The sequence below is a fragment of the Sphingorhabdus contaminans genome (assembly GCF_007280415.1).
GTDB lineage: Bacteria > Pseudomonadota > Alphaproteobacteria > Sphingomonadales > Sphingomonadaceae > Sphingorhabdus_B > Sphingorhabdus_B contaminans.
In genome coordinates, this window is sequence record NZ_VKKU01000002.1 from 339,306 (window position 1) to 362,394 (window position 23,089).

Here is a 23,089-nt window from a genome sequence, read left to right on the forward strand (position 1 = left end):
GGGAGCCCATTGCCCTGTTCCCTCTCCCGCAAAGGGAGAGGGGAATTGGTTTAGCCCAGCAGTTCCTGCTCGAGCTTCTTGGCCATTTCCTCGATATTTTCGGGCGGCCAGCCGGGGATGTCCATGCCGAGGCGCAGGCCCATCGACGACAGCACTTCCTTGATTTCGTTGAGCGACTTGCGTCCGAAATTGGGTGTGCGCAGCATTTCGGCTTCGCTCTTTTGCACGAGGTCGCCGATATAGATGATGTTGTCGTTCTTGAGGCAGTTTGCGCTGCGGACCGACAGTTCCAGTTCGTCGACCTTTTTGAGGAGGTAACGGTTGAGCTGGTTCGCGTCCGATTCTTCCGACGATGCCGATGGGGCGGCCATGCCGATCATCGGCGAGCTTGCGGCCATCGAATCTTCGAAGTGGACGAACACCTGCAACTGGTCCTGAAGGATGCGGGCGGCATAGGCCACGGCGTCTTCGGGGGTGACGGTGCCGTCGGTTTCGATCGTCAGGCTCAGCTTGTCATAGTCGAGTTCCTGACCGATACGCGCATTGTCGACCTTGTAGGCGACCTGGCGGACGGGCGAATAGAGGCTGTCGACGGGGATCAGGCCGATCGGCGCGTCGGCCGGACGGTTGGCAACGGCAGGAACATAGCCCTTGCCGGTGTCGGCGGTGATTTCCATGTTCAGCGTCGCGCCGTCGTCGAGATGGCAGATGACCAGATCCGGGTTCATCACCTGGATGTCGCCGGAAACAGCGATATCGCCTGCGGTGACCGCGCCGGGGCCGGTGGCCGAAAGCTGGAGCCGCTTGGGGCCTTCGCCTTCCATTTTCAGGGCGACCTGCTTGATGTTCAGTACGATGTCGGTGACATCTTCACGGACGCCGGCAAGCGACGAGAATTCGTGCAGCACGTTCTCGATCTTGATCGACGTGATCGCTGCACCTTGCAGCGACGAGAGCAAGACGCGACGCAGCGCATTGCCCAAAGTCAGACCAAAGCCACGCTCCAAAGGCTCGGCGACGAAGGTAGCTTTACGCTTCGCATCGCTGCCGGACTTCAGTTCGAGGGCGTTGGGCTTTTTCAGTTCCTGCCAGTTCTTGATATTGACGGACATGGATTTCCCCTAGCTAGGTTGGGACTGAACCGGTTCTTGGTGCACCGTCCGGTCAGGCCGATTGAAACTTGTTTTAAGAACTGCCCCCTTGTCGGGGACCGTCCCTGTGGAGTTTGGGGCCGACCTGTGCGAGCAGGTCCTCCCCAAGCCGAATTCAGACGCGGCGGCGTTTCGACGGACGAACACCGTTGTGCGGGATCGAGGTGACATCACGGATCGAGGTGATCGTGAAGCCCACGGCCTGCAGTGCGCGCAGAGCCGACTCACGGCCCGAACCCGGGCCCTTGACTTCGACTTCGAGCGTGCGGACGCCATGTTCGGCGGCCTTTTTGCCGGCGTCTTCTGCTGCAACCTGTGCGGCATAAGGGGTCGACTTGCGGCTGCCCTTGAAGCCCATGGTGCCGGCCGACGACCAGCTGATGGCGTTGCCCTGGGCATCGGTGATCGTGATCATCGTGTTGTTGAAGCTGGCGTTGACATGGGCAACACCGGCCGAAATATTCTTGCGTTCCCGCTTCTTAATGCGCTGTGGTTCGCGTGCCATAAACTGTGTATCCTAATCTTACAAATCCGTGGAAGCCTCCGGCGGAGAAATAAAATTCCGTCCCCCGGACGGTTTTTATTTCTTCTTGCCAGCAATTGCCTTGGCCTTGCCCTTGCGGGTGCGCGCATTGGTGTGCGTGCGCTGGCCACGGACCGGAAGACCCTTACGGTGGCGCAGGCCACGGTAGCAGGCGAGGTCCATAAGACGCTTGATGTTCATCGACCGCTCACGGCGGAGGTCGCCCTCTACCGTATAACCGGCGTCGATGGTTTCGCGGATTTGCAGAACTTCGGCGTCCGAAAGATCCTGCACACGGCGGCTATGATCAATTCCCAATTTGTCCGCGATCTCGAGCGCCTTTGTGCGACCGATACCGTGAATATAGGTAAGCGCAATGATCACGCGCTTATTCGTTGGAATGTTAACCCCGGCAATACGAGCCAATTTACTTACTCCTGCTCCACAGGTGCCCCGAAAGACTAACCCTATCTCTACGCTGATGATATTCCTAAACTAAAAAATCCAGCGGGCGCAATAAAGCGCTGCTGGCTATACCAGATGTTTGGAATGTCATCGCCACTAACGCGAGTCTCTCAAACTGTCAAGCCGACGATGACATTTATGCAATCCAGGCAGTGCCTATCCATTGCCTTTTGTCTTGGTTTTTCCACGGACCGCATTTTCTTCGATAAACTGGATGATCTTGGTCGCGATATCCTTGCCACATGCCTTTTCGATTCCTTCAATTCCCGGACTGCTGTTGACTTCCATTATTACCGGTCCGTGATTGGATCGCAGCATATCAACGCCCGCCACATTCAGCCCCATGGCCCTTGCTGCTCGGACCGCAGTCGACCGTTCTTCGGGCGTGATCTTGATCGCTTCGGCCGACCCGCCGCGGTGCAGATTAGATCGGAAGTCACCTTCGGCACCCTTGCGTTGCATGGCGGCTACAACCTTGTTGCCAATGACAAAGCATCTGATGTCCGTCGCGTTCGCCTCTTTGATGAATTCCTGCACCAGGATGTTCACATTGGCACTGCGGAAGGCTTCGACTACCGAACGCGCCGACTTCTCTGTCTCGCCCAGGACGACGCCAATACCCTGTGTTCCCTCAAGCAGCTTGATAACGACCGGGGCGCCACCGACCATCTTGATCACTTCGTCGGTCTGCTTGGGGTCATGCGCGAACGCGGTGACGGGCAGGCCGAGGCCCTTTTTCGCGAGGATCTGCAAGGATCGCAATTTGTCCCGCGACCGTCCGATCGCGACGCTTTCATTGAGCGACCAGACATTCATCATTTCGAACTGCCGCAACACGGCGAGACCGTAGAAGGTGATGGACGCACCGATGCGCGGGATGACCGCATCATATTTGCCGAGCTTTTCGCCCTGATAATAAGCCTCCGGCCGGTGGGACGTGATATTCATGGTCACGCGAAGCGTGTTGAGGACATCAATCTGGTGCCCGCGTGCAACCGCCGCTTCCACCAATCTTTGGTGGGAGTATAGGTCGGCGTTTCGCGCCAACATTGCAATTTTCATGTAAGGTTATTCCTTATTGCACTGGCTTGCCCAGCATCCAGCGCCGTTCACTATTTACCAAAAAGCCGCGCCTTAACGCCCGACGCCCAATAAGCAAGGGAAACGCCATTGAACGTCGATTTGCCAAGGTGAGCTGGCCATTCCAGCATAATGTACCGAAACAAAATGTCGCCGATATTACATAACGTTCCTGCCGGTCACCGTTTGAGCTGCGGACAAGGCGCTTATCGATCAATGGTGCTTCGTAACGTTTGGGCTTCTCCCCGGCGTTCAGCCGGAACCAGAATTCTACCCACTTTTCCCCATCCCGGACCAGCGGCTTGACCCGGGTCGCATGGATGGATGACGTCGCAGCTCCGGTGTCCATCTTCGCGTGCACATGGCGGAGGCCGAGGCTCGGGATATCGACCATTTCACACCAGCCAATTTCGACTTTCGCATTTTTCCGAAGTTGACGCCCCCCGACCATATTTCTTTATTTTGGCGCAGGCGCTTGTTCGTCGCCGGTATCATTGTCGCTTTTGACTTCCAGCGCTTTTTCCGTCCCTTCGGCCGGCCCTTCATCCTTCAGATTTTCGACATCCAGCGAAAAGCCATCGACGCTGGCTGTGTCTTCGGTGGCCGAAGCGAAGGGTGTCAGCAGGCGCCGGAACTGGTCACCCAGAACGCTATCCACAGCAGGCGCGATTTCGCTGACCTTGTAGCGCATATAGCCGCCGACCACATAGGAGAAGCTGATCTTGGTGGACTGCCCGTCCTTTGACGGTTCCATGGCGACGGTTAACGTCCCTGTCACCGCCTCGGACTGCAGCGGCCCCAGCCCGCCCTGCATCCGCAGCACTTTCCCGGGCTGGGAAAAAATGACACGCATATGCTCCACGCTGCCGACGGTCTTCACTTTCCCGTCAGCGCCCTTTTCCTGAAACAGTTCGCAAAAGCAGCCATTGGCCTGCGCATCGATATAAAAACCTTCGGTCGAGCCGGACCAGCTGTGCGATTTGTTCCACCAATCTTTCGGCGCAATCAAGCGCTTCCAGATTTCGTCCGGCGACGCCTTGACCGATGCGATATGGACGCTGTTGAATCCGGCATCGGAACTAGTTTTGACCTCTGCAAAGGCGGGCGCCGTAAACGCCAGGTAGCCTGCAGCACATGTGATGGCTTTTCTCATAGTGCAACTTTGCCGCGCCTGATTACGCACGGCAATGGCAAAAATTACTTCTTGCCGATGATTGCTTCTATTTCTTTTGTCACTTCATCGATGGACCGCATGCCATCAATACGCCGGACGAGACCGCGTTCGTCGTAGATGGGCAGGATCGGCGCCGTTTTGGCGCGATACTCCGCCATGCGCGTCCGCACCGTTTCTTCATTATCGTCGGGACGACGCTTGAACTCGGTCGAGCCGCAATTGTCGCAGACACCTTCGACCTTAGGCAGTTTATAACGGTCGTGATATCCCTCGCCACAGGATGCGCAGGTGAAACGGCCGGTGATGCGATCCACCAACGCGTCCTCATCCACGTTCAGTTCAATTACAAAATCAAGGGTGCGTCCACGATCGGCCAGAATCTTGTCGAGCGAATGGGCCTGCGCCGCGGTCCGCGGATAGCCGTCGAAAATCGCGCCCTGTTCATCCGGCATCGAATCCAGCTTATCACAGATCAGATCGTCCACAATCTCGTCGGACACGAGGCCGCCCGAATCCATCACCGCCGCAACACGTTCGCCCAATGGAGTTCCCGCCTTGCGGGCGGCACGCAGCATGTCGCCGGTCGAAAGCTGGGCCATGCCAAAATTATCAACCAGGTTACTTGCCTGTGTACCTTTTCCCGCTCCCGGCGGACCCAACAGGATGATATTCATGAAACGTCTAACCCCCAATCGTTCCGATGGCCCCTTTAGCGGGCGCGACCACCTTTAAGTTTCGCCTTTTTAAGCAAGTCGCCATATTGATGGGCGAGCAAATGGCTCTGGATCTGTGAAATCGTATCGATCGTCACATTGACCAGAATGAGCAGGCTGGTTCCGCCGATGGCAAAAAACTGCTGCTGACCTGTTTGTGCCATCACATAGTCGGGCAGCAAGCAGACAAGTGTCAGATAGGCAGCGCCTAACACGGTAATGCGCGTCAACACATAGTCGAGGTAGGATTCGGTGTTCTTGCCGGGCCGAATGCCAGGAATGAAGCCACCTGCCTTTTTCAGATTTTCCGATGTTTCTTCGGGGTTGAACACAACCGCAGTGTAGAAGAAGCAGAAGAAGATAATGCCCAGACCATAAAGCAGCAGATAAACCGGCTGCCCATGGGCGAGATACTGGTTCAGGGTGATCACAAAATCGCCCATCGCGCTTTCACCGGCGACCTTGTTGCCGCCCAGTTGCGTGATCGTAATCGGCAATAGCAGCAGTGACGAAGCAAAGATTGGCGGGATAACGCCAGCGGTATTGATCTTCAGCGGCAAATGGCTGCGGTCCGCCTGCATCATGCCACGCTGTGTCGCGCGCTTCGGATACTGGATCAGAACGCGGCGCTGGCCCCGCTCCATGAAGCAGATCAAAAGGGTCAGACCGACGAACATGGCGACAAAACCGATAATGACGAAACCGCTGATGGAGCCGGTGCGGCCACCCTCCAGCAGGTTGGCAACAAGCCGCGGAAGCTGCGCCACAATACCCGCCATGATGATCAACGAGATACCGTTACCGATACCGCGCGACGTAATCTGTTCACCCAGCCACATCAGGAACATGGTGCCGCCGATCAGGCTGATCGTGGCGACGATCCGGAACATGAGGCCGGGTTCGACAACCGCGCTGATGCCATTGGCCGCGGCCAGGCTTTCCAGCCCCGCGGCAAGGAAATATCCCTGCAACGCCGTCAGGAAGACGGTGCCGTAACGGGTATATTGGTTAAGCTTCTTGCGTCCGCTCTCGCCCTCTTTCTTGATGGCGGCCAGCGTTGGCGACAGCGAAGCCGCGAGCTGAACAACAATTGATGCGGTAATGTAAGGCATGACACCGAGCGCGATGAGACTCATGCGCTCCAGGCTTCCGCCCGAGAAAGTGTTGAAAATATCCAATACGCCGCCCGCGGCGTTGTTGGCGTAAAGTGCCGCCTGGGCAACAGGGTCTACGCCGGGCAATGGCACAAAGCTCAGCAAACGGAAAATGATGAGCGCCCCGATCGTGAACCAGATACGGTTCTTCAATTCTGTCGCTTGCCCGAACTTCGAAAGATTGAGGTTCGAAGCCATTTGGTCGGCCCGAGATGCCATGTGTTACTTTCCTTATTCCCGGATCAGACGGGCATCGCATTTATCGCGCTGCACCGCCGGACCCCAAATTTCGCCTGACATTCATCGGCTATCCCCCGGAAATGTCAAACCCCGCCAGCCCATATCGGGAAGCGGGGCTGGCATGACAAGAGCGAAGTCGTCGCCGCCTGTCTTATTTTATGCTTTAGGCGCTTTTCGCCGACGATTTTTTCGCCGCCGCTTTCTCGGAAGCCGAAGCCTTCACGAGAATTTCGACCTTACCGCCTGCCTTTTCAACTGCCTCAACAGCAGCTTTCGAAGCACCGGCAACCGCGAAGTTCACCTTCGACGTCAGTTCGCCCTTGGCGAGCAGACGGACACCATCCTTGCCACCACGTGCCAGGCCAGCGGCCTTCAGTGCGGCATGATCGACAACAGCCTTGATGTCGATCTTCTTGGCGTCGATGAATTTCTGGATCATGCCCAGGTTCACTTCGGCATGGTCCTTGGCAAAGATGTTGTTGAAGCCACGCTTCGGGATACGCATGTGGAGGGGCATCTGGCCGCCTTCAAATCCGTTGATCGAAACACCCGAACGGCTGGTCTGGCCCTTTTGGCCGCGACCCGAGGTCTTGCCCTTGCCCGAACCGATACCACGGCCCACGCGCATACGGCGATGGCGGGCGCCTTCATTGTCTTTAATGTCATTCAGTTTCATGTGTTGCACTCGCTTTCGCTTTAATTCGCGCTGGTCCCTGCAAAAGGCAGGGGCGGCGTGCCTTGCGGCACTATTTTCAACAAATCAAGCCCTCCGGCAAAGCGGAGGGCTATGATATTTCAGTTTTGCACTTCGACCATGTGCCGAACTGCACGGATCATACCGCGCACTTCAGGCGTGTCTTCCAGTTCGACAACGCGGTTCAGCTTGTCGAGGCCAAGGCCCTTCAAAGTTGCGCGCTGCGATGCAGGACGGCGGATCGGCGAACCGGTCTGCTTGATTTTAATCTTCGCCATGTCAATTACTCCGCAATAGCTTCGGCGTCGGCTTCAGCAGACTTGCTGCCACCGCGACCCAACAGATCGGCGATTTTCTTGCCACGACGTTGCGCGACCGATTTCGGGCTGGTCTGGTCTGCCAGAGCGGCAAAGGTTGCGCGGATCATGTTGTAGGGGTTCGACGTACCGACCGACTTGGTCACAACGTCTGCAACGCCCAGCGATTCAAATACGGCGCGCATCGGACCACCGGCGATGATACCCGTTCCGGCAGGTGCCGAACGAACGGTTACGTTACCGGCACCGAAATGGCCACGGCCATCATGATGCAAAGTGCGTCCGTCCTTCAGGGGAACGCGGATCATGGCCTTCTTTGCAGCCGCAGTTGCCTTGTTGATGGCTTCCGGCACTTCGCGCGCCTTGCCATGGCCAAAGCCTACGCGACCCTGTCCGTCACCAACGACGACCAGTGCGGCAAATCCGAAACGCTTACCGCCCTTAACGGTCTTCGAAACGCGGTTGATGTGGACGAGCTTTTCGATCGTGCCATCATCTTCTTCCTGTGCAGGACGACGCTCGTCGCGACGGCCACCACGGCCACGGCCTTCGCCGCCACCGCGTCCGCCACGTCCGCGACGCTGACCTTCACCGGCTGCGTCTACGGGTGCGCCGCCGTCAACGACTGGTGCATCTGTCTGGGTATTTTCGTCAGCCATCATCAGAACTCCAATCCGCCTTCGCGCGCCGCATCGGCAAGCGCTTTGACGCGACCGTGGAAGAGGAAACCGCCACGGTCAAAAACTACGCTGGAAACGCCAGCTTTCTGGGCAGCAGCCGCGACGCGCTTGCCAACTTCGGCAGCCGCTTCGGCGGTCGAGCCGTTCTTTGCCTTGGCGCCCTTGTCCAGTGTCGAAGCCGAAGCAACGGTCACGCCCTTGCTGTCATCGATGATCTGGGCATAGATATGCCGGCCGGTACGATGCACCGAAAGACGCGGACGGCCAGCAACCTGGGCCCGCAATTTCGAACGAACGCGAAGGCGCCGCTTTGCAAAAAGAGATAGTTTCGCCATGGCTTACTTCTTCTTTCCTTCTTTGCGGAAGATATACTCGCCGCGGTATTTGATACCCTTGCCCTTGTAAGGCTCGGGCTTTCTCCAGCGACGAATTTCGGCAGCAACCTGACCGACCTTCTGCTTGTCCATGCCCGAAATTTCCACCGTGGTGTTATCGGGCGTCTTGATTTCGATACCTTCGGGAACCGCGAAATCGACATCATGGCTGTAGCCAAGCTGCAGTTTCAGCGTCTTGCCCTGAACATTGGCACGGTAGCCAACGCCGGTGATTTCCAGCACCTTGGTAAAACCTTCAGTCACACCGGTGACGAGATTCTGTACCAATGTACGCTGCATACCCCAGAATGCACGAGCTGCCTTGCTGCCATTTGCAGGCATGACCGACAGACCTTCGTCCTTCATTTCATAGGAAATGAGGTCGCTCATCGGCATCTTCAGTTCGCCCTTGGGGCCTTTCACCGACAATGTGCCTGCATCCATGCTGGCGGTCACGCCGGCAGGAATGGGAACGGGTTTCTTACCAATGCGGCTCATCAGAATACCTCCGCCAGGATTTCGCCGCCAACGTTCTGGGCGCGCGCTTCGGCGTCGGACAGAACGCCCTTTGGCGTCGAAACGATGGTGATACCCAAACCGTTACGGATAACGGGCAGCTCCTGGCTTCCCGAATAGACGCGACGGCCTGGCTTCGAAACGCGGGCAACATGCTGGATCGCAGGCGCGCCTTCGAAATATTTCAGTTCGATACGCAGGCCCAGATGCTGGCCAATGGTTTCTTCGCTGTATCCGCGAATATAACCTTCGCGCTGCAGAACATCGAGAACATGGGCACGCAATTTGGATGCGGGAGAAACGACAGAGTCTTTCTTCGCCCGCTGGCCGTTGCGGATACGGGTGAGCATATCACCCAAAGGATCGGTCAATGACATCTTCTTCTATCCTTACCAGCTCGACTTTGTGACGCCTGGGATCAGGCCCTTATTGGCCAGATCACGCAGTTGGATACGGCACAGCCGGAATTTACGGTAATATGCGCGTGGGCGACCTGTGGTTTCACACCGGTTACGAACGCGATGCGGGTTCCCGTTACGCGGAATTTCCGCCATCTTCAGACGCGCAATCAGGCGTTCGCTTTCGTCGAGCGAAGTGTCCTTCGCCATCGCCTTCAGTTTCGCATAACGACCGGCATATTTCTTTGCCAGCTTCTTGCGACGCTCATTCTTGTTTATGGAGCTCAGTTTAGCCATTATGCAGCCGCCTTTTCTTCAGCTTCTTCTACAGGGAACGGGAAGCCGAACAGCTTGAGCAGTTCGCGCGCTTCGTCGTCCGTGTTTGCCGAAGTCGTTACGATAACATCCATGCCGCGCACCGTTTCGATGGCGTCATAGCTGATTTCTGGGAAGATGATCTGTTCCTTCAGGCCCATGGCGAAGTTGCCACGTCCGTCGAAGCTCTTCGGGTTCAGGCCACGGAAGTCGCGGATACGCGGCATCGCAATGGTGACCAGACGATCAAGAAATTCGTACATCTGGGCGCCACGTAGGGTGACCTTCACGCCGATCGGCATGCCTTCACGCAGCTTGAAGCCGGCGATCGACTTCTTCGCCTTGGTGATGACCGGCTTTTGTCCGGCAATCAGTTCCATTTCGGCAAGAGCGGTCGTAACCTTCTTCTTGTCCTGCGAACCTTCGCCCACACCCATGTTGAGTGTGATCTTTTCGATTTTCGGCACAGCGAAGCGGTTGGTGTAACCGAATTTGTCGGTCAACGCCTTGACGATCGTGTCGTCATAACGCTGCTTCATGCGCGGTGTGTATTTCTTATCAGCCATTGATCGTCTCCCCGGACTTCACGGCCACGCGGACCTTTTTGCCGTCCTTGGTTTCAACGCGAACGCGCGTCGGCTTGCCCGTCTTGGGGTCGGCCAATGCAACATTCGAGATGTGCAGCGGAGCTTCAAAGCGGTCGAGACCACCCTGCGGGTTAGCCTGGCTTGCTTTGCGGTGACGCACGGCAACATTGACGCCGGAAACGACGACCTTGTTGTCCTTTGGCATCACGGCGGTCACTTCGCCCGACTTGCCCTTGTCCTTACCGGCGAGCACGACAACCGTGTCGCCCTTTTTGATTTTAGCGAGAGCCATTGTTATAGCACCTCCGGTGCCAAGCTGATGATTTTCATGTGGTTCTTGGCGCGCAATTCGCGAACAACCGGTCCGAAAATACGGGTGCCAATCGGCTCCTTGTTGTTACCGATCAGAACGGCAGCATTGGAGTCGAAACGGATCACCGAGCCATCGGCACGGCGGATGTCCTTGCGGGTGCGAACGATGACGGCCTTGTGGACGTCGCCCTTCTTCACCTTGCCCCGCGGTGCGGCTTCCTTGATCGACACCACGATGATGTCGCCAACGCCGGCAGTACGACGCTTGGAGCCGCCCAGCACCTTGATGCACTGGACGCGCTTTGCACCGCTGTTGTCTGCGACATCGAGATTGGATTGCATCTGAATCATGGGATCAATCCTCCGTCGTTGCAGCAGCGACCGGAGCCGCGGCAGCGTCAGCTACCAGGCGCCAGGTCTTGTTCTTGGAAATCGGCGCGCACTCTTCGATGCGGACGACTTGGCCTTCCTTGACGACATTGTTTTCGTCATGGGCATGATATTTCTTGGTGCGACGAATGATCTTGCCGTAAAGCGGGTGCTTCACTTTGCGCTCGACGAGAACGACAATGGTCTTGTCATTCTTGTCGGAGACCACGGTCCCGGTGAGAATACGTTTTGGCATGGGTGGCTCCTTATGCCGTCTTTGCAGCGGCGCGTTGGCGCTCGCCCTGCAGGGTTTTGATGCGGGCGATGTCACGACGCACTTCACGGACGCGGGCCGGCTTTTCCATCTGGCCGGTGGCCGATTGGAAACGCAGGTTGAATGCTTCGCGCTTCAGTTCGCCGAGTTGAACGGCGAGCTGGTCGTCTGTCTTGACGCGCAGATCTTCAGTCTTGCTCATCTTATGATGCTCCCAGATGCGAGGTGTCGCCGAGACGCGCCACGACCTTGGTCTTGATTGGCAGTTTCATCGCAGCGCGCTGGAAAGCGACCGCCGCGATCGGGCCAGGAACGCCGTCCAGTTCGAACATGATCCGGCCGGGCTTGACCTTGGCGGCCCAATATTCGACCGAACCCTTGCCCTTACCCTGACGGACTTCGGCAGGCTTCTTCGTGACCGGAACGTCCGGGAAGATGCGGATCCACAAACGTCCCTGACGCTTGATGTGACGCGTAATCGCGCGGCGGGCCGCTTCGATCTGGCGTGCGGTAATCCGCTCGGGTTCCAGTGCCTTCAGGCCGTAGGAGCCGAAGTTCAGGTCCGAACCGCCCTTGGCGTCGCCTTTAATGCGGCCCTTGAACTGTTTGCGGAACTTTGTTTTCTTTGGTTGCAGCATGTCTAGTTCCTAAACTCAGCGGCGATCGGACTGCGGACGGACGCCGGAAGTCTGCGCTTCCATCATCAGCCGGTCGGTTGCCATCGGGTCGTGACCCAGGATTTCGCCCTTGAAGATCCAGCACTTGATGCCGATGATGCCATAAGCGGTGAGCGCTTCGGCTTCGGCATAGTCGACGTTCGCACGCAGCGTGTGCAGCGGAACGCGGCCTTCGCGATACCATTCGACGCGGGCAATTTCTGCTCCGCCCAAACGGCCACCGCAGGTGATCTTGATACCTTCCGCACCCAGACGCAGCGCCGACTGAACGGCACGCTTCATAGCGCGGCGGAATGCGATACGGCGGATCAGCTGGTCAGCAACGCCCTGTGCCACAAGCTTCGCATCGACTTCCGGCTTGCGGATTTCGACGATGTTCAGCGAAACGTCGGCGCTGGTGAACTGGTTGATCTGCTTCTTCAGCTTCTCAATATCCGCACCCTTCTTGCCGATGATCACACCGGGACGAGCTGCGTAGATCGAAACGCGGCAATTCTTTGCCGGACGCTCGATCACCACCTTCGAAATGGCAGCCTGGGGCAGCGTTTCAAAGATGAACTTGCGGATCTTGATATCTTCCAGAAGCATACGGCCATAGTCCGCACCTTCGGCGTACCAGCGGCTGTCCCATGTCCGGTTAATCTGCAGGCGAAGCCCGATAGGATTTGATTTTTGACCCATGACTTATGCCTCTTCTTGGCGCTCGCGCACAACGATGCGCAGGCGGCTGAACGGTTTGAGAATCCGGCTCGACTTGCCGCGGCCACGGGCCATGAAGCGCTTCATGGTCAACGCCTTGCCCACGCTTGCTTCGGCGACGAACAGGCTGTCGACGTCAAGATTGTGGTTGTTTTCAGCGTTGGCGATGGCCGAAGCCAAAACCTTGCGAACGTCCGAAGCCATGCCCTTTGTCGAAAAGGTCAGGATATTCAGCGCGTCTTCGGCCTTCTTGCCGCGGATCAGCGCAGCAACGAGGTTCAGCTTTTGCGCGGAACCACGGATGGTGGTGCCAACGGCCAAAGCCTCGTTGTCAGCGACGCGACGGGGTGCAGATGCCTTACCCATTAGCGTTTGCCCTTCTTGTCTGCGCCATGGCCGTGATAGGTACGCGTAGGAGCGAACTCACCCAGCTTGTGGCCAACCATGTCTTCATTCACCGAAACGGGAATGAACTTGTGGCCATTATAGACGCTGAACGTCAGGCCAACGAATTGCGGCAGGATTGTCGAGCGGCGCGACCAGGTCTTGATCGGAGCAGCTTTCCCGGAATCCTGGGCGGTTTCTGCTTTTTTCAGCAGATAGAGGTCAACAAACGGACCTTTCCAGACGGAACGAGACATGAGTTACCTCTTCTTCTTAGCATGCCGCGAACGGATGATCATCCGGTCGGTCGACTTGTTGCTGCGGGTACGCGCACCCTTGGTTGGCTTGCCCCAAGGCGTAACCGGATGACGACCACCCGAGGTACGGCCTTCACCACCACCATGGGGGTGATCGACAGGGTTCTTTGCAACACCGCGGGTCAGCGGGCGAATGCCGCGCCAGCGGTTACGGCCAGCCTTGGCGAGCGTGGTGTTCGAATTGTCCGGGTTCGAAACGGCGCCAACGGTACCCATGCAGGTGCCGAGGATGTAGCGCTGCTCACCCGAATTCAAACGCACGATAACGCGTCCGCCATCACGACCGACGAGCTGCACATAGGTGCCTGCCGAACGGGCGATCTGACCGCCCTTGCCGGGCTTCATTTCGATATTGTGGCAGATGGTGCCAACCGGCATCTGGCTCAGCAACATGGCGTTGCCAGGCTTCACGTCGGTCTTTTCACCGGCAACAACGCTGTCGCCAACGGCGAGGCGCTGCGGCGCGAGGATGTAGGCGAGTTCACCGTCTTCATATTTCACAAGCGCGATGAAAGCCGACCGGTTGGGGTCATATTCCAGACGCTCGACGGTTGCAGGCATATCCCATTTGCGACGCTTGAAGTCGATCAGACGATATTTCTGCTTGTGTCCGCCACCGATGCCGCGCGAGGTGACATGGCCTTTGTTGTTACGGCCGCCGGTCTTTTTCTTGCCTTCGGTCAGCGCCTTGATCGGGCCGCCCTTGTAAAGGCTGGAACGATCAACGAGCACAAGGCCGCGACGGGCGGGGCTAGTTGGTTTGTAGCTTTTGAGTGCCATTATCCTGCCCTTAAATTCCGGTGGTCACGTCGATGCTCTGGCCTTCTGCCAAAGTAACGATCGCTTTCTTGACGTCCGAACGCGTGTAGGGCTTGCCCTTCCAGCGCTTGGTCTTGCCTTTTTGCACCAGCGTGTTGACGTTCAGAACCTTGACGTCGAACAAGGCTTCAACAGCTGCCTTGATCTGCGGCTTGGTCGAATTGCCGTTCACCTTGAAAACAACAGCATTGTTTTCGGAGAGCAGCGTCGCCTTTTCGGTGATGTGCGGGGCAACGATCACGTCGTAATGACGTACGTCGATTGCTTCTTTTGACTTAGCCATTGAACCGTGCCTCCAGCTTTTCAACCGCAGCGCGGGTCAGAACCAGCGTTTCATGCTTCAGAATGTCATACACATTCGCGCCAACAGCAGGCATCACGTTGATGCCGACCAGATTGGCAGAAGCCATGCGGAAATTGTCATTGACGGTATCACCGTCGATTACCAGCGTGGTCTTGCCGAAGCCGAGCTTGCCAACCTGACCCTTGAGAGCAGCGGTCTTGGCTGCCTTCAGTTCCAGATCTTCCAGAACGATCAATGTGCCGGCCTTGGCTTTGCTCGAAAGCGCCATTTTGAGGCCGAGGCTACGGATCTTCTTGTTCAGCGACGGGTTGAAGTCACGCAAACGGGCACCATGGGCCTTACCACCACCGATAAATACCGGAGCAGCGCGGTCACCGTGACGGGCCGAACCGCCACCCTTCTGGTTGCCGAATTTCTTGCCGGTGCGGGCAACGTCCGAACGCTCACGCGTTGGGCGGGCCGTTCCGCGGGCTTTTTCACGCTGCCAGGTCACAACGCGATGCAGAATGTCGGCGCGCGGCTCAATGCCGAACACATCATCATTCAGATCGATATCGCCCTTGGCTTTGGCGTCGAGGGTTTGAACCTTGAGCTTCATGGTTTAGCCCTCCTTCTTTTCTTCGCCGGCGTCGGCAGCAGGTGCTTCTTCAGCAGCAGCTTCGACAGCGGGAGCAGCTTCAGCGGCAGGCGCTTCGGCTTCTACAGCGGGAGTGTCGGCAACGACTTCCTCGGTGGCGACGACGATTTCTTCTTCCACGACGGGAGCTTCATTGTCGTTCTTCAGCGCGCCGGGGAAAGGAGCGCCTTCCGGGGTCGGAACCTTGACGGCATCACGAACCAGCAACCAGCCATTCTTCGCACCGGGTACCGAACCCTTGACGAAGATCAGGCCGCGTGCGACGTCGGTGCGGACAACTTCCAGATTTTGCTGGGTGCGTTGACGGTCGCCCATGTGGCCGGCCATCTTCTTGTTCTTGAACACCTTGCCGGGATCCTGACGGTTACCCGTCGAACCATGGGCACGGTGGGTGATCGACACGCCGTGCGATGCACGCATACCACCGAAACCCCAACGCTTCATGGCACCGGCAAAGCCTTTACCCTGCGTGTGGCCGGTGATGTCGACCAGCTGACCATCGACAAAATGGTCTGCGGAAAGAGATGCGCCAACCGGCAGAAGGCCGTCGGCATTTTCAACGCGGAATTCGGCAACGCGAGCCTTGGGCTCGACCTGTGCCTTGGCAAATTCGCCACGCTGCGGTTTGTTTACATTTTTCGCTTTACGGGCGCCGGCACCAAGGCGGACAGCAAAATAGCCGTCCTTCTCTTCGTTGCGGGCTCCAACCACTTGGCAGCCTTCCAGCGCCAAAACGGTCACAGGTACGTGACGGCCATCTTCATTGAAGAGGCGCATCATACCCATCTTTTTCGCGATCACGCCAGTGCGCATGATCCATACTCCAACTTATGTCAGAGGCCCGGCTGGCAGGATTGCCAGGAGGGCGTGACGCCTAAATCCAGCCCTGAATTTGAAGCATGCCCCGTCCGGGCTAGGCACCGTTGGCTCAGCATGTGAGCCTTTCGGTAAGACGGGGAACGCAGCCCGGTCAAATCCTTGGAGGATTCTCCGGCGGTATTCCTAATGTCTCACTCCGCACATTGCGGAGGTATCGGCTTACGCCAATTTGATTTCGACATTCACACCGGCAGCAAGGTCGAGCTTCATCAGAGCATCAACCGTCTGCGGCGTGGGTTGCACAATGTCGAGCAACCGCTTGTAGGTACGAACTTCGAACTGCTCGCGCGACTTTTTGTCAACGTGAGGTCCACGGTTCACCGTGAACTTTTCGATACGGGTAGGAAGTGGAATAGGTCCACGGATGAGCGCGCCGGTGCGGCGTGCGGTGTCTGCGATATCGCCTGTCGCCTGATCGAGGACGCGATGGTCAAATGCTTTCAGACGGATGCGAATATTCTGCGTTTCCATGGGTTCACCAAATTCCAAATTCTATCAATATCAAAGAGCCGAAAAACAGCATGTCCGACTTGCCTTTTGGAAGCCGGAGCAGCTGTTTTGAATTTCTTAAAACCGGCCCGCCCGAATCAGAGACCCGGGCGGGATGCGCGGCCTATATTACTTCGAGATTGCGCTGACAACCCCTGAACCGACGGTGCGGCCACCTTCGCGAATTGCGAAGCGGAGACCCGGGTCCATAGCGATCGGTGCAATCAACTTGACCGAGATGGTTACGTTGTCGCCAGGCATAACCATTTCCGTGCCTTCGGGAAGGATAACTTCGCCGGTTACGTCGGTGGTGCGGAAGTAGAATTGCGGACGATAGTTCGCAAAGAACGGCGTGTGACGGCCGCCTTCATCCTTCGAAAGCACGTAGATTTCTGCCGAGAACTCGGTGTGCGGCGTAACCGAACCGGGCTTGCAGAGAACCTGACCACGCTCAACTTCTTCACGGCCTACGCCACGGATCAGAGCACCGATGTTGTCGCCAGCTTCACCCTGGTCGAGCAGCTTGCGGAACATTTCAACGCCGGTAACGGTGGTCTTCTTGGTGTCGCGGATGCCGACGATTTCAACTTCTTCGCCAACCTTTACAACGCCGGTTTCGACGCGGCCGGTCACAACGGTACCACGACCCGAGATCGAGAACACGTCTTCAACTGGCATCAGGAAGGGCTTGTCGACAGGACGCTCGGGCTGCGGGATGTAGCTGTCAACAGCTGCCATCAGCTCGAGGATCGAGTTCTTGCCGATTTCGTCGTCGCGGCCTTCGAGAGCGGCGAGAGCCGAACCCTTGACAACAGGAATGTCGTCACCGGGGAAATCATAGCTCGACAGCAGTTCGCGAACTTCCATTTCAACCAGTTCAAGGATTTCAGCGTCGTCGACCTGGTCAACCTTGTTCATGTAAACGACGAGCGAAGGAACGCCAACCTGACGTGCAAGCAGGATGTGCTCGCGGGTCTGCGGCATGGGGCCGTCAGCAGCGTTCACAACCAGGATCGCGCCGTCCATCTGCGCAGCACCGGTGATCATGTTCTTAACATAGTCAGCGTGGCCAGGGCAGTCGACGTGTGCGTAGTGACGGTTCTCGGTTTCATATTCGACGTGTGCGGTCGAAATGGTGATGCCGCGCTCGCGCTCTTCCGGTGCCTTGTCGATATTGTCGAAGTCGACCTTTTCCGACAGACCCTGGTCAGCCAGAACCTTGGTGATCGCTGCGGTCAGCGTGGTCTTACCATGGTCAACGTGACCGATGGTGCCGATGTTGCAATGCGGTTTCGTCCGCTCAAATTTAGCCTTTGCCATTTTTTCAAACCTTCTTTCGAATAGGGTATAATGTGACCAGTTGGGACGACGCCTGCTGAATCAGGCGCCGCCCTTAATCCTGTTTTGCCAATCAGGCAAGCTTCTCCTTGATTTCAGCCGCAACGTTCGACGGAACTTCATCATAATGATGGAAGATCATCGAATAGTTGGCACGTCCCTGTGTGAACGAGCGGAGCTGGTTCACATAGCCGAACATGTTGGCCAGCGGCACCATGGCTTCGACAACCTGTGCGTTACCGCGGCTGTCTGTACCCTGGATCTGACCACGACGTGAATTCATGTCGCCGATAACGTCGCCAAGATATTCCTCGGGAGTTACAACTTCAACCTTCATGATCGGCTCAAGAAGCTTGATGCCTGCCTTCTGTGCAGCTTCGCGCATTGCGGCACGACCTGCGATTTCGAAGGCGAGGGCCGAAGAGTCGACGTCGTGATAGGCACCGTCATAGAGGGTGATCTCGAAGTCGATGATCGGGAAGCCGATCAACGAGCCTGATTCGGCTGTCTCGCGCATGCCCTTTTCGACCGACGGGATATATTCCTTCGGAATGTTACCGCCCTTGACTTCATCGTTGAAGATGATGCCCGAACCGCGCTCGCCCGGCTTGACCGTGAACTTGACGCGACCGAACTGACCCGAACCACCCGACTGTTTCTTGTGGGTGTAGTCGATGTCGACTTCACGGGCGAGATATTCACGGTAGGCAACCTGTGGTGCACCCACATTTGCTTCCACTTTGAATTCGCGGCGCATGCGGTCGACGATGATGTCGAGGTGCAGTTCGCCCATGCCCTTGATGATGGTCTGGCCCGATTCATGGTCGGTCGACACGCGGAACGAGGGATCTTCAGCCGACAGACGATTGAGCGCGATGCCCATCTTTTCCTGGTCAGCCTTGGTCTTGGGTTCCACCGAAAGCTCGATAACCGGCTCGGGGAATTCCATACGCTCCAGAACGATCGGGAAACGTTCGGCGCACAGCGTGTCGCCGGTGGTGGTTTCCTTCATACCGGCAAGCGCGATAATGTCGCCGGCAAATGCCTCGTCGATATCCTTCCGCTCGTTCGCATGCATTTCGAGCATACGGCCGACCTTTTCCTTCTTGTCCTTGACGGAGTTCAGGTAGGTGCCCTTGGTCAGGGTGCCGGAATAGATACGGATGAAGGTCAGCGAACCCACGAACGGGTCGTTCATGACCTTGAACGCCAGAGCCGAGAACGGAGCATCGTCTGCAGGCGGACGGCTGTCCTTTTCGTCGCTGTCCATCTTCACGCCCTGAACATCGGGAATGTCGAGCGGCGAAGGCAGATAGTCGACAACAGCGTCGAGCAGAGGCTGGACGCCCTTGTTCTTGAACGCCGAGCCGCAGCAGACGGGAACGAACGACTGGTTCAGCGTGCCCTTACGGATTAGCTTCTTCATGGTCGCAACGTCAGGCTCATTGCCTTCCAGATAGGCTTCCATGGCGTCATCGTCCTGCTCGACAACCAGTTCGATCAGTTCGTTACGATATTTCGCAGCTTCGTCAGCGAGGTCGGCGGGGATTTCTTCGTAGAAGAATTCGGCGCCCAGGCTTTCATCCTTCCAGATGATCGCACGGTTTTCGACCAGGTCGACAAGACCCTTCAGATCGGATTCAAGGCCGATCGGAATGTAGAGAACAGCCGGCTTCGCGCCCAGACGGTCGATGATCGACTGCACGCAATATTTGAAGTTCGCACCGGTACGGTCGAGCTTGTTGATGAAGCACATACGCGGAACGCCGTATTTGTCGGCCTGACGCCATACGGTTTCCGACTGCGGCTCCACACCGGCAACGCCGTCGAAGCAGGCAACCGCACCGTCGAGCACGCGCAGCGAACGTTCGACTTCAATGGTGAAGTCCACGTGGCCGGGGGTGTCGATGATGTTGATGCGGTGGTCGTTCCAGAAGCAGGTGGTTGCAGCAGAGGTGATGGTGATACCACGCTCCTGCTCCTGCTCCATCCAGTCCATGGTGGCCGCACCATCGTGCACTTCACCGATCTTGTACGATTTGCCGGTGTAGTAAAGGATACGCTCGGTCGTCGTGGTCTTACCGGCGTCGATATGCGCCATGATACCGATATTGCGATACATATTGAGTGGATGGCTGCGTGCCATGGTCTTTACTCCGAAGTGTGGGCCGCCAATACGGTCCTGTTTAGTTTCCCAGCGTTGCGAACCCGCTGATTATTACCAGCGGTAGTGCGCAAATGCACGGTTGGCTTCGGCCATACGGTGCGTATCTTCCCGTTTTTTGACAGCGTTGCCGCGGTTCGACGCAGCATCCATCAATTCGCCGGAAAGACGGGCAGCCATGGTGGTTTCGCTGCGGTTACGTGCAGCGCCGATCAACCAGCGGATAGCCAAAGCCTGCGCACGCTCGGGACGAACTTCGCAAGGCACCTGATAGGTCGCACCACCGACGCGGCGGCTGCGGACTTCGATACCGGGCTTTACGTTGTCCAGTGCTTCATGGAAGGTCTGCAGCGGATCTTTCTTCGCGCGTGCTTCAACGGTTTCCAGGGCACCATAAACGATACGCTCTGCTGCGGACTTCTTTCCGTCCAGCATCAGGTTGTTCATGAATTTCGAAAGCACGATATCACCGAATTTGGGATCGGGAAGAATGATGCGCTTTTCGGGACGACGACGACGTGACATATTAAATTTCCTTTGTCTCTTTGGACCGTCTGGCTGCGCCGTTGCGCGCCATGCCGGTCCGCCAATGGAAAGCGGGCCGAATTACTTCGGACGCTTTGCACCATATTTGGAACGCGATTGCTTGCGGTCCTTGACACCCTGCGTATCGAGTACGCCGCGAAGAACGTGGTAACGCACACCGGGAAGGTCGCGTACGCGGCCGCCGCGGATCAGCACAACGCTATGCTCTTGCAGGTTGTGGCCTTCGCCAGGGATGTAGGAAATAACCTCGCGCTGGTTGGTCAGACGGATCTTCGCAACCTTACGCAAAGCCGAGTTCGGCTTTTTCGGGGTCGTCGTGTAAACGCGGGTGCAAACGCCGCGCTTCTGTGGGTTTTGGTCCATCGCAGGGACCTTCGACTTGGTCTTCTGCGGCGTCCGGCCCTTGCGGACCAGCTGGTTAATCGTTGGCATATCTTCACCTTAAAAGAAGCGGTTACTTTATGTAGCAAGGCGTTGTTGCGGTGGAGGCGCAGCCTTTAACCCACCCGACCTGTCACATAATGTGCTAGCTAAATTGAGTTTTCACGACCCATGCGAGAATCACACTCATAGTATCGCGAAGGCGCGCCATTAGCGCCGGACCGGCCGTGGGTCAAGGTTCAAGAAAATAATTGCAATTGAAACCTTCCGGCCGCTTCGTCACCCGTCCGATTGCCGTTCCGACAACACCGCCTCCTCAATCCGGATCCGCCACCACAAAAGCGCGGCGTTCAGGATCGAAAAGGTGATCGCCATGGCCGGTGCGCCCAACAACAGGGGTAGCAATGCGATTTCCACCACCACCAGCGCATAATTGGGATGCTTTATATAACGGTAGGGCCCTTTTTTGACCCTCGGGAAATGCGGTGCACTGATGATGCGGGTCGTCCACCAGCGGCCAATACTCGCCAATGTCCAGAAACGGAAGGTCTGGCTGGCAATAAAGGCATTTAAAAGGATGAGGTCAGGCTGCGCCGATGGCACGGCAAACAGCGCAATGGAAATCAGCCATCCGCTATGCAGCACGATGAACAGCGGATAATGGTCCCGCCCATGTTCGCGCCCGCCTTCGCTCAACAGGCGGCGGGTATTGGCATTGGCATAGGCAAGCTCGGCCAGCCGCTGCACCACGACATAGGCCAGTACAATCTGTGCCCAAAGTGGCCAGTCAAGGGGTGTCATGGCCGCAATACCCCCATCGCGCCCACAAAGCCCGGCCCGAGCGCGGTCATCAGCATGGGTTTGGAAACCGGTCCCTTGGCCAGAACCCGTTCCAGCACAAACAACACGGTGGGCGAACTCATATTGCCATTCCTGCGAAGCACGGCGCGGGTTTCGGTCAGGTCATCTTCCAGATAATCGGCCAGGGCATCGACAACACGGCCACCTCCGGGATGGCAGGCGGATTCGCCCAGATCCCCCTTGGCCAAAGACTGGCTGTCCAGAAAAGCATCGCACACCGGCGCAAAGTCGCTGTTCACAAAAGAAGGGATATTCCGGGCGAGCACCAGGTCAAAGCCGGTTTCGCCAATTTCCCAACCCATCATGTCCAGCGTCTCGGGCCAGATATGGCTGGCAAAGGCCGACAGCTCCGGCCCCTCCCCTGCTCCCACAATCGCTGCTGCGCAACCGTCGGCAAACAGGGCCAGCGCCACCATGTCTTTCTTGTCCATGCGGCTATGATCATAGGCGATACTGCACAGTTCGAGACTGACGAGCAGAACGGGCTTTTCCGGCGCGGCGCGGAACAGGTCGGCGGCCACACCAAGGCCGATCGCCCCGCCTGCACAGCCATAGCCGAACAAGGGGACACAGCGCGTGTCGGGCGCAAAACCCATTATGGCAATCATCCGGCTTGGCAGGCTGGGTGTCATCGTGCCCGTGGTCGATACAAAGACAATCTGTCCGATATCGGCAGGACACAGTCCCGCACGGTCGAGTGCCATGTTCGCCGCATCCTGAAACATCCGCGCCGCCGCATCTTCATAGACCTGCGCCCGTCCCGACCAGGACCGATCGCCAAAATAATATTCCGGCGGCATGGCAATGTGGCGCTGTTCTATTCCGGTATTGCCAAGAATATCCGCGAGGCGCGCCGGCAAAGCCTTGCCCTTATCCTTTGCCAATATATCCAGCACCTGTTGCTGGGTCAGCAGATGATCAGGCAGCGCCGTGCCAATGGCGCGAAGACGGGGGGAGAGGTGCGACATATTGTTCAACCGATACACAGGGCCAGGGGAAAGAGCCAATCATTATATAGCATCCGGATGAATAAACATAGTAGTGCAATGTTTGATGTTGGGGGAGCGTTTTGTGAAGTTATTTCTCTCCACCCAAATCCGTCACCCTGAACTTGTTTCAGGGTCCATCGTGCAGCAGCACCCGATGGTGTATGACGCACGCAATCGTGCGTCACTGTGCGGTGGAACGCAGCGACAGCGGAAGTAGCTGAAAAATGGACCCTGAAACAAGTTCAGGGTGACGTGGAAGGGGAGGTAAA

General features: G+C 57.1%; 35 protein-coding genes. All 35 read right to left on the minus strand.

All coding sequences use genetic code 11. The features are described from left to right. Positions 1 to 50: 50 nt before the first annotated feature. A complete protein-coding gene (locus FOM92_RS09860; RefSeq protein WP_143776708.1) occupies positions 51 to 1,112 on the minus strand; it encodes a DNA-directed RNA polymerase subunit alpha in 1,062 nt (353 codons plus the stop codon). Positions 1,113 to 1,266: 154 nt separating this feature from the next. Then, a complete protein-coding gene (gene rpsK, locus FOM92_RS09865; protein WP_125229604.1) occupies positions 1,267 to 1,656 on the minus strand; it encodes a 30S ribosomal protein S11 in 390 nt (129 codons plus the stop codon). Positions 1,657 to 1,731: 75 nt separating this feature from the next. Next, positions 1,732 to 2,100 carry a 30S ribosomal protein S13 gene (gene rpsM, locus FOM92_RS09870; RefSeq protein WP_143776709.1) on the minus strand — a complete coding sequence of 123 codons (369 nt, stop codon included), beginning with the start codon at positions 2,098 to 2,100 and terminating at the stop codon, positions 1,732 to 1,734. Between the two features lie 195 nt (positions 2,101 to 2,295). Further along, positions 2,296 to 3,201, minus strand: coding sequence for a 30S ribosomal protein S6--L-glutamate ligase (gene rimK, locus FOM92_RS09875; RefSeq protein WP_143776710.1), 906 nt, complete (start codon positions 3,199 to 3,201; stop codon positions 2,296 to 2,298). 13 nt (positions 3,202 to 3,214) lie between these two features. After that, on the minus strand, positions 3,215 to 3,670 hold the full coding sequence (locus FOM92_RS09880; protein WP_143776711.1) for an ATP-dependent zinc protease family protein: 456 nt from the start codon (positions 3,668 to 3,670) through the stop codon (positions 3,215 to 3,217). Positions 3,671 to 3,676: 6 nt separating this feature from the next. Continuing rightward, positions 3,677 to 4,372, minus strand: a complete 696-nt coding sequence (locus FOM92_RS09885; protein WP_143776712.1) for a hypothetical protein — start codon at positions 4,370 to 4,372, stop codon at positions 3,677 to 3,679. Positions 4,373 to 4,416: 44 nt separating this feature from the next. Then, positions 4,417 to 5,067, minus strand: a complete 651-nt coding sequence (locus FOM92_RS09890) for an adenylate kinase (protein WP_143776713.1) — start codon at positions 5,065 to 5,067, stop codon at positions 4,417 to 4,419. A 35-nt stretch (positions 5,068 to 5,102) separates the two neighbouring features. Beyond that, positions 5,103 to 6,479 (minus strand): preprotein translocase subunit SecY, encoded by a 1,377-nt coding sequence (gene secY, locus FOM92_RS09895; protein ID WP_143776714.1) that lies wholly within the window; start codon positions 6,477 to 6,479, stop codon positions 5,103 to 5,105. A 184-nt stretch (positions 6,480 to 6,663) separates the two neighbouring features. Further along, positions 6,664 to 7,176 carry a 50S ribosomal protein L15 gene (gene rplO / locus FOM92_RS09900; protein ID WP_143776715.1) on the minus strand — a complete coding sequence of 171 codons (513 nt, stop codon included), beginning with the start codon at positions 7,174 to 7,176 and terminating at the stop codon, positions 6,664 to 6,666. Positions 7,177 to 7,295: 119 nt separating this feature from the next. Beyond that, positions 7,296 to 7,472 carry a 50S ribosomal protein L30 gene (rpmD, locus tag FOM92_RS09905; protein WP_143776716.1) on the minus strand — a complete coding sequence of 59 codons (177 nt, stop codon included), beginning with the start codon at positions 7,470 to 7,472 and terminating at the stop codon, positions 7,296 to 7,298. A 5-nt stretch (positions 7,473 to 7,477) separates the two neighbouring features. Further along, entirely contained in the window at positions 7,478 to 8,170 is a 693-nt protein-coding gene (gene rpsE, locus FOM92_RS09910) for a 30S ribosomal protein S5 (protein ID WP_143777801.1), read from the minus strand. Between the two features lie 2 nt (positions 8,171 to 8,172). Continuing rightward, positions 8,173 to 8,526 (minus strand): 50S ribosomal protein L18, encoded by a 354-nt coding sequence (gene rplR, locus FOM92_RS09915; protein WP_143776717.1) that lies wholly within the window; start codon positions 8,524 to 8,526, stop codon positions 8,173 to 8,175. A gap of 3 nt (positions 8,527 to 8,529) precedes the next feature. Continuing rightward, positions 8,530 to 9,063, minus strand: a complete 534-nt coding sequence (gene rplF / locus FOM92_RS09920; RefSeq protein ID WP_143776718.1) for a 50S ribosomal protein L6 — start codon at positions 9,061 to 9,063, stop codon at positions 8,530 to 8,532. Beyond that, positions 9,063 to 9,458: a 30S ribosomal protein S8 gene (gene rpsH, locus FOM92_RS09925; RefSeq protein ID WP_143776719.1), complete on the minus strand. Its 396-nt coding sequence runs from the start codon at positions 9,456 to 9,458 to the stop codon at positions 9,063 to 9,065. Before rpsH ends, rplF begins: the two co-directional genes overlap by 1 nt. A 12-nt stretch (positions 9,459 to 9,470) precedes the next feature. Beyond that, entirely contained in the window at positions 9,471 to 9,776 is a 306-nt protein-coding gene (gene rpsN, locus FOM92_RS09930) for a 30S ribosomal protein S14 (RefSeq protein ID WP_143776720.1), read from the minus strand. Further along, positions 9,776 to 10,360, minus strand: coding sequence for a 50S ribosomal protein L5 (gene rplE / locus FOM92_RS09935; RefSeq protein WP_143776721.1), 585 nt, complete (start codon positions 10,358 to 10,360; stop codon positions 9,776 to 9,778). Before rplE ends, rpsN begins: the two co-directional genes overlap by 1 nt. Then, complete coding sequence (rplX, locus tag FOM92_RS09940) at positions 10,353 to 10,673, minus strand: 50S ribosomal protein L24 (protein WP_143776722.1); 321 nt, start codon at positions 10,671 to 10,673, stop codon at positions 10,353 to 10,355. The genes rplE and rplX overlap by 8 nt, the downstream gene beginning before the upstream one ends. A gap of 2 nt (positions 10,674 to 10,675) precedes the next feature. Next, entirely contained in the window at positions 10,676 to 11,044 is a 369-nt protein-coding gene (rplN, locus tag FOM92_RS09945; RefSeq protein ID WP_143776723.1) for a 50S ribosomal protein L14, read from the minus strand. Positions 11,045 to 11,048: 4 nt separating this feature from the next. Beyond that, a complete protein-coding gene (rpsQ, locus tag FOM92_RS09950) occupies positions 11,049 to 11,318 on the minus strand; it encodes a 30S ribosomal protein S17 (RefSeq protein WP_143776724.1) in 270 nt (89 codons plus the stop codon). A gap of 10 nt (positions 11,319 to 11,328) precedes the next feature. Further along, positions 11,329 to 11,538 (minus strand): 50S ribosomal protein L29, encoded by a 210-nt coding sequence (gene rpmC / locus FOM92_RS09955; protein WP_143776725.1) that lies wholly within the window; start codon positions 11,536 to 11,538, stop codon positions 11,329 to 11,331. A 1-nt stretch (position 11,539) separates the two neighbouring features. Continuing rightward, positions 11,540 to 11,974 (minus strand): 50S ribosomal protein L16, encoded by a 435-nt coding sequence (gene rplP, locus FOM92_RS09960; RefSeq protein WP_143776726.1) that lies wholly within the window; start codon positions 11,972 to 11,974, stop codon positions 11,540 to 11,542. A gap of 15 nt (positions 11,975 to 11,989) precedes the next feature. After that, entirely contained in the window at positions 11,990 to 12,694 is a 705-nt protein-coding gene (gene rpsC, locus FOM92_RS09965; RefSeq protein WP_143776727.1) for a 30S ribosomal protein S3, read from the minus strand. Between the two features lie 3 nt (positions 12,695 to 12,697). Next, entirely contained in the window at positions 12,698 to 13,078 is a 381-nt protein-coding gene (gene rplV / locus FOM92_RS09970; RefSeq protein WP_143776728.1) for a 50S ribosomal protein L22, read from the minus strand. Then, entirely contained in the window at positions 13,078 to 13,353 is a 276-nt protein-coding gene (rpsS, locus tag FOM92_RS09975) for a 30S ribosomal protein S19 (RefSeq protein ID WP_143776729.1), read from the minus strand. Before rpsS ends, rplV begins: the two co-directional genes overlap by 1 nt. A gap of 3 nt (positions 13,354 to 13,356) precedes the next feature. Next, positions 13,357 to 14,193 (minus strand): 50S ribosomal protein L2, encoded by an 837-nt coding sequence (gene rplB / locus FOM92_RS09980; protein WP_143776730.1) that lies wholly within the window; start codon positions 14,191 to 14,193, stop codon positions 13,357 to 13,359. Between the two features lie 10 nt (positions 14,194 to 14,203). After that, complete coding sequence (locus FOM92_RS09985) at positions 14,204 to 14,515, minus strand: 50S ribosomal protein L23 (protein WP_143776731.1); 312 nt, start codon at positions 14,513 to 14,515, stop codon at positions 14,204 to 14,206. Continuing rightward, positions 14,508 to 15,134 carry a 50S ribosomal protein L4 gene (rplD, locus tag FOM92_RS09990; protein ID WP_143776732.1) on the minus strand — a complete coding sequence of 209 codons (627 nt, stop codon included), beginning with the start codon at positions 15,132 to 15,134 and terminating at the stop codon, positions 14,508 to 14,510. The genes FOM92_RS09985 and rplD overlap by 8 nt, the downstream gene beginning before the upstream one ends. Positions 15,135 to 15,137: 3 nt before the next feature. After that, positions 15,138 to 15,986: a 50S ribosomal protein L3 gene (gene rplC / locus FOM92_RS09995; protein WP_143776733.1), complete on the minus strand. Its 849-nt coding sequence runs from the start codon at positions 15,984 to 15,986 to the stop codon at positions 15,138 to 15,140. A 225-nt stretch (positions 15,987 to 16,211) separates the two neighbouring features. Next, the gene (rpsJ, locus tag FOM92_RS10000; RefSeq protein ID WP_022672862.1) at positions 16,212 to 16,523 is read right to left on the minus strand and encodes a 30S ribosomal protein S10; all 312 of its coding nucleotides are present in this window, start codon (positions 16,521 to 16,523) and stop codon (positions 16,212 to 16,214) included. 147 nt (positions 16,524 to 16,670) lie between these two features. Then, a complete protein-coding gene (gene tuf, locus FOM92_RS10005; RefSeq protein WP_143776734.1) occupies positions 16,671 to 17,861 on the minus strand; it encodes an elongation factor Tu in 1,191 nt (396 codons plus the stop codon). Between the two features lie 91 nt (positions 17,862 to 17,952). Beyond that, complete coding sequence (gene fusA, locus FOM92_RS10010; protein WP_143776735.1) at positions 17,953 to 20,025, minus strand: elongation factor G; 2,073 nt, start codon at positions 20,023 to 20,025, stop codon at positions 17,953 to 17,955. A 72-nt stretch (positions 20,026 to 20,097) separates the two neighbouring features. Continuing rightward, on the minus strand, positions 20,098 to 20,568 hold the full coding sequence (rpsG, locus tag FOM92_RS10015; protein ID WP_143776736.1) for a 30S ribosomal protein S7: 471 nt from the start codon (positions 20,566 to 20,568) through the stop codon (positions 20,098 to 20,100). An 81-nt stretch (positions 20,569 to 20,649) separates the two neighbouring features. Beyond that, the gene (gene rpsL / locus FOM92_RS10020) at positions 20,650 to 21,021 is read right to left on the minus strand and encodes a 30S ribosomal protein S12 (protein WP_143776737.1); all 372 of its coding nucleotides are present in this window, start codon (positions 21,019 to 21,021) and stop codon (positions 20,650 to 20,652) included. Positions 21,022 to 21,249: 228 nt separating this feature from the next. Then, complete coding sequence (locus FOM92_RS10025) at positions 21,250 to 21,771, minus strand: isoprenylcysteine carboxyl methyltransferase family protein (RefSeq protein ID WP_143776738.1); 522 nt, start codon at positions 21,769 to 21,771, stop codon at positions 21,250 to 21,252. Continuing rightward, on the minus strand, positions 21,768 to 22,799 hold the full coding sequence (locus tag FOM92_RS10030) for a type III polyketide synthase (protein ID WP_143776739.1): 1,032 nt from the start codon (positions 22,797 to 22,799) through the stop codon (positions 21,768 to 21,770). Before FOM92_RS10030 ends, FOM92_RS10025 begins: the two co-directional genes overlap by 4 nt. Between the last annotated feature and the right edge of the window lie 290 nt (positions 22,800 to 23,089).

What these genes read in the sequence shown, in the direction of transcription:
- rplV (WP_143776728.1), bottom strand. Translation starts at nt 13,078, where the DNA reads ATGGGTAAGGCATCTGCACCCCGTCGCGTCGCTGACAACGAGGCTTTG.
- rpsQ (WP_143776724.1), bottom strand. Translation starts at nt 11,318, where the DNA reads ATGCCAAAACGTATTCTCACCGGGACCGTGGTCTCCGACAAGAATGAC.
- rpmD (WP_143776716.1), bottom strand. Translation starts at nt 7,472, where the DNA reads ATGGCGAAGATTAAAATCAAGCAGACCGGTTCGCCGATCCGCCGTCCT.
- rplC (WP_143776733.1), bottom strand. Translation starts at nt 15,986, where the DNA reads ATGCGCACTGGCGTGATCGCGAAAAAGATGGGTATGATGCGCCTCTTC.
- rplX (WP_143776722.1), bottom strand. Translation starts at nt 10,673, where the DNA reads ATGGCTCTCGCTAAAATCAAAAAGGGCGACACGGTTGTCGTGCTCGCC.
- rpsN (WP_143776720.1), bottom strand. Translation starts at nt 9,776, where the DNA reads ATGGCTAAACTGAGCTCCATAAACAAGAATGAGCGTCGCAAGAAGCTG.
- fusA (WP_143776735.1), bottom strand. Translation starts at nt 20,025, where the DNA reads ATGGCACGCAGCCATCCACTCAATATGTATCGCAATATCGGTATCATG.
- rpsG (WP_143776736.1), bottom strand. Translation starts at nt 20,568, where the DNA reads ATGTCACGTCGTCGTCGTCCCGAAAAGCGCATCATTCTTCCCGATCCC.
- FOM92_RS09880 (WP_143776711.1), bottom strand. Translation starts at nt 3,670, where the DNA reads ATGGTCGGGGGGCGTCAACTTCGGAAAAATGCGAAAGTCGAAATTGGC.
- rpsC (WP_143776727.1), bottom strand. Translation starts at nt 12,694, where the DNA reads ATGGGTCAAAAATCAAATCCTATCGGGCTTCGCCTGCAGATTAACCGG.
- rplN (WP_143776723.1), bottom strand. Translation starts at nt 11,044, where the DNA reads ATGATTCAGATGCAATCCAATCTCGATGTCGCAGACAACAGCGGTGCA.
- FOM92_RS09885 (WP_143776712.1), bottom strand. Translation starts at nt 4,372, where the DNA reads ATGAGAAAAGCCATCACATGTGCTGCAGGCTACCTGGCGTTTACGGCG.
- rpsH (WP_143776719.1), bottom strand. Translation starts at nt 9,458, where the DNA reads ATGTCATTGACCGATCCTTTGGGTGATATGCTCACCCGTATCCGCAAC.
- rpsK (WP_125229604.1), bottom strand. Translation starts at nt 1,656, where the DNA reads ATGGCACGCGAACCACAGCGCATTAAGAAGCGGGAACGCAAGAATATT.
- FOM92_RS10025 (WP_143776738.1), bottom strand. Translation starts at nt 21,771, where the DNA reads ATGACACCCCTTGACTGGCCACTTTGGGCACAGATTGTACTGGCCTAT.
- FOM92_RS09890 (WP_143776713.1), bottom strand. Translation starts at nt 5,067, where the DNA reads ATGAATATCATCCTGTTGGGTCCGCCGGGAGCGGGAAAAGGTACACAG.
- rpsS (WP_143776729.1), bottom strand. Translation starts at nt 13,353, where the DNA reads ATGTCTCGTTCCGTCTGGAAAGGTCCGTTTGTTGACCTCTATCTGCTG.
- FOM92_RS09860 (WP_143776708.1), bottom strand. Translation starts at nt 1,112, where the DNA reads ATGTCCGTCAATATCAAGAACTGGCAGGAACTGAAAAAGCCCAACGCC.
- FOM92_RS10030 (WP_143776739.1), bottom strand. Translation starts at nt 22,799, where the DNA reads ATGTCGCACCTCTCCCCCCGTCTTCGCGCCATTGGCACGGCGCTGCCT.
- rplR (WP_143776717.1), bottom strand. Translation starts at nt 8,526, where the DNA reads ATGGCGAAACTATCTCTTTTTGCAAAGCGGCGCCTTCGCGTTCGTTCG.
- rplP (WP_143776726.1), bottom strand. Translation starts at nt 11,974, where the DNA reads ATGCTGCAACCAAAGAAAACAAAGTTCCGCAAACAGTTCAAGGGCCGC.
- rpmC (WP_143776725.1), bottom strand. Translation starts at nt 11,538, where the DNA reads ATGAGCAAGACTGAAGATCTGCGCGTCAAGACAGACGACCAGCTCGCC.
- secY (WP_143776714.1), bottom strand. Translation starts at nt 6,479, where the DNA reads ATGGCATCTCGGGCCGACCAAATGGCTTCGAACCTCAATCTTTCGAAG.
- rpsJ (WP_022672862.1), bottom strand. Translation starts at nt 16,523, where the DNA reads ATGGAAACGCAGAATATTCGCATCCGTCTGAAAGCATTTGACCATCGC.
- rplB (WP_143776730.1), bottom strand. Translation starts at nt 14,193, where the DNA reads ATGGCACTCAAAAGCTACAAACCAACTAGCCCCGCCCGTCGCGGCCTT.
- rplD (WP_143776732.1), bottom strand. Translation starts at nt 15,134, where the DNA reads ATGAAGCTCAAGGTTCAAACCCTCGACGCCAAAGCCAAGGGCGATATC.
- rplF (WP_143776718.1), bottom strand. Translation starts at nt 9,063, where the DNA reads ATGAGCCGCATTGGTAAGAAACCCGTTCCCATTCCTGCCGGCGTGACC.
- rpsE (WP_143777801.1), bottom strand. Translation starts at nt 8,170, where the DNA reads ATGGCTGACGAAAATACCCAGACAGATGCACCAGTCGTTGACGGCGGC.
- rimK (WP_143776710.1), bottom strand. Translation starts at nt 3,201, where the DNA reads ATGAAAATTGCAATGTTGGCGCGAAACGCCGACCTATACTCCCACCAA.
- rpsL (WP_143776737.1), bottom strand. Translation starts at nt 21,021, where the DNA reads ATGCCAACGATTAACCAGCTGGTCCGCAAGGGCCGGACGCCGCAGAAG.
- rplE (WP_143776721.1), bottom strand. Translation starts at nt 10,360, where the DNA reads ATGGCTGATAAGAAATACACACCGCGCATGAAGCAGCGTTATGACGAC.
- tuf (WP_143776734.1), bottom strand. Translation starts at nt 17,861, where the DNA reads ATGGCAAAGGCTAAATTTGAGCGGACGAAACCGCATTGCAACATCGGC.
- FOM92_RS09985 (WP_143776731.1), bottom strand. Translation starts at nt 14,515, where the DNA reads ATGGCTAAGTCAAAAGAAGCAATCGACGTACGTCATTACGACGTGATC.
- rplO (WP_143776715.1), bottom strand. Translation starts at nt 7,176, where the DNA reads ATGAAACTGAATGACATTAAAGACAATGAAGGCGCCCGCCATCGCCGT.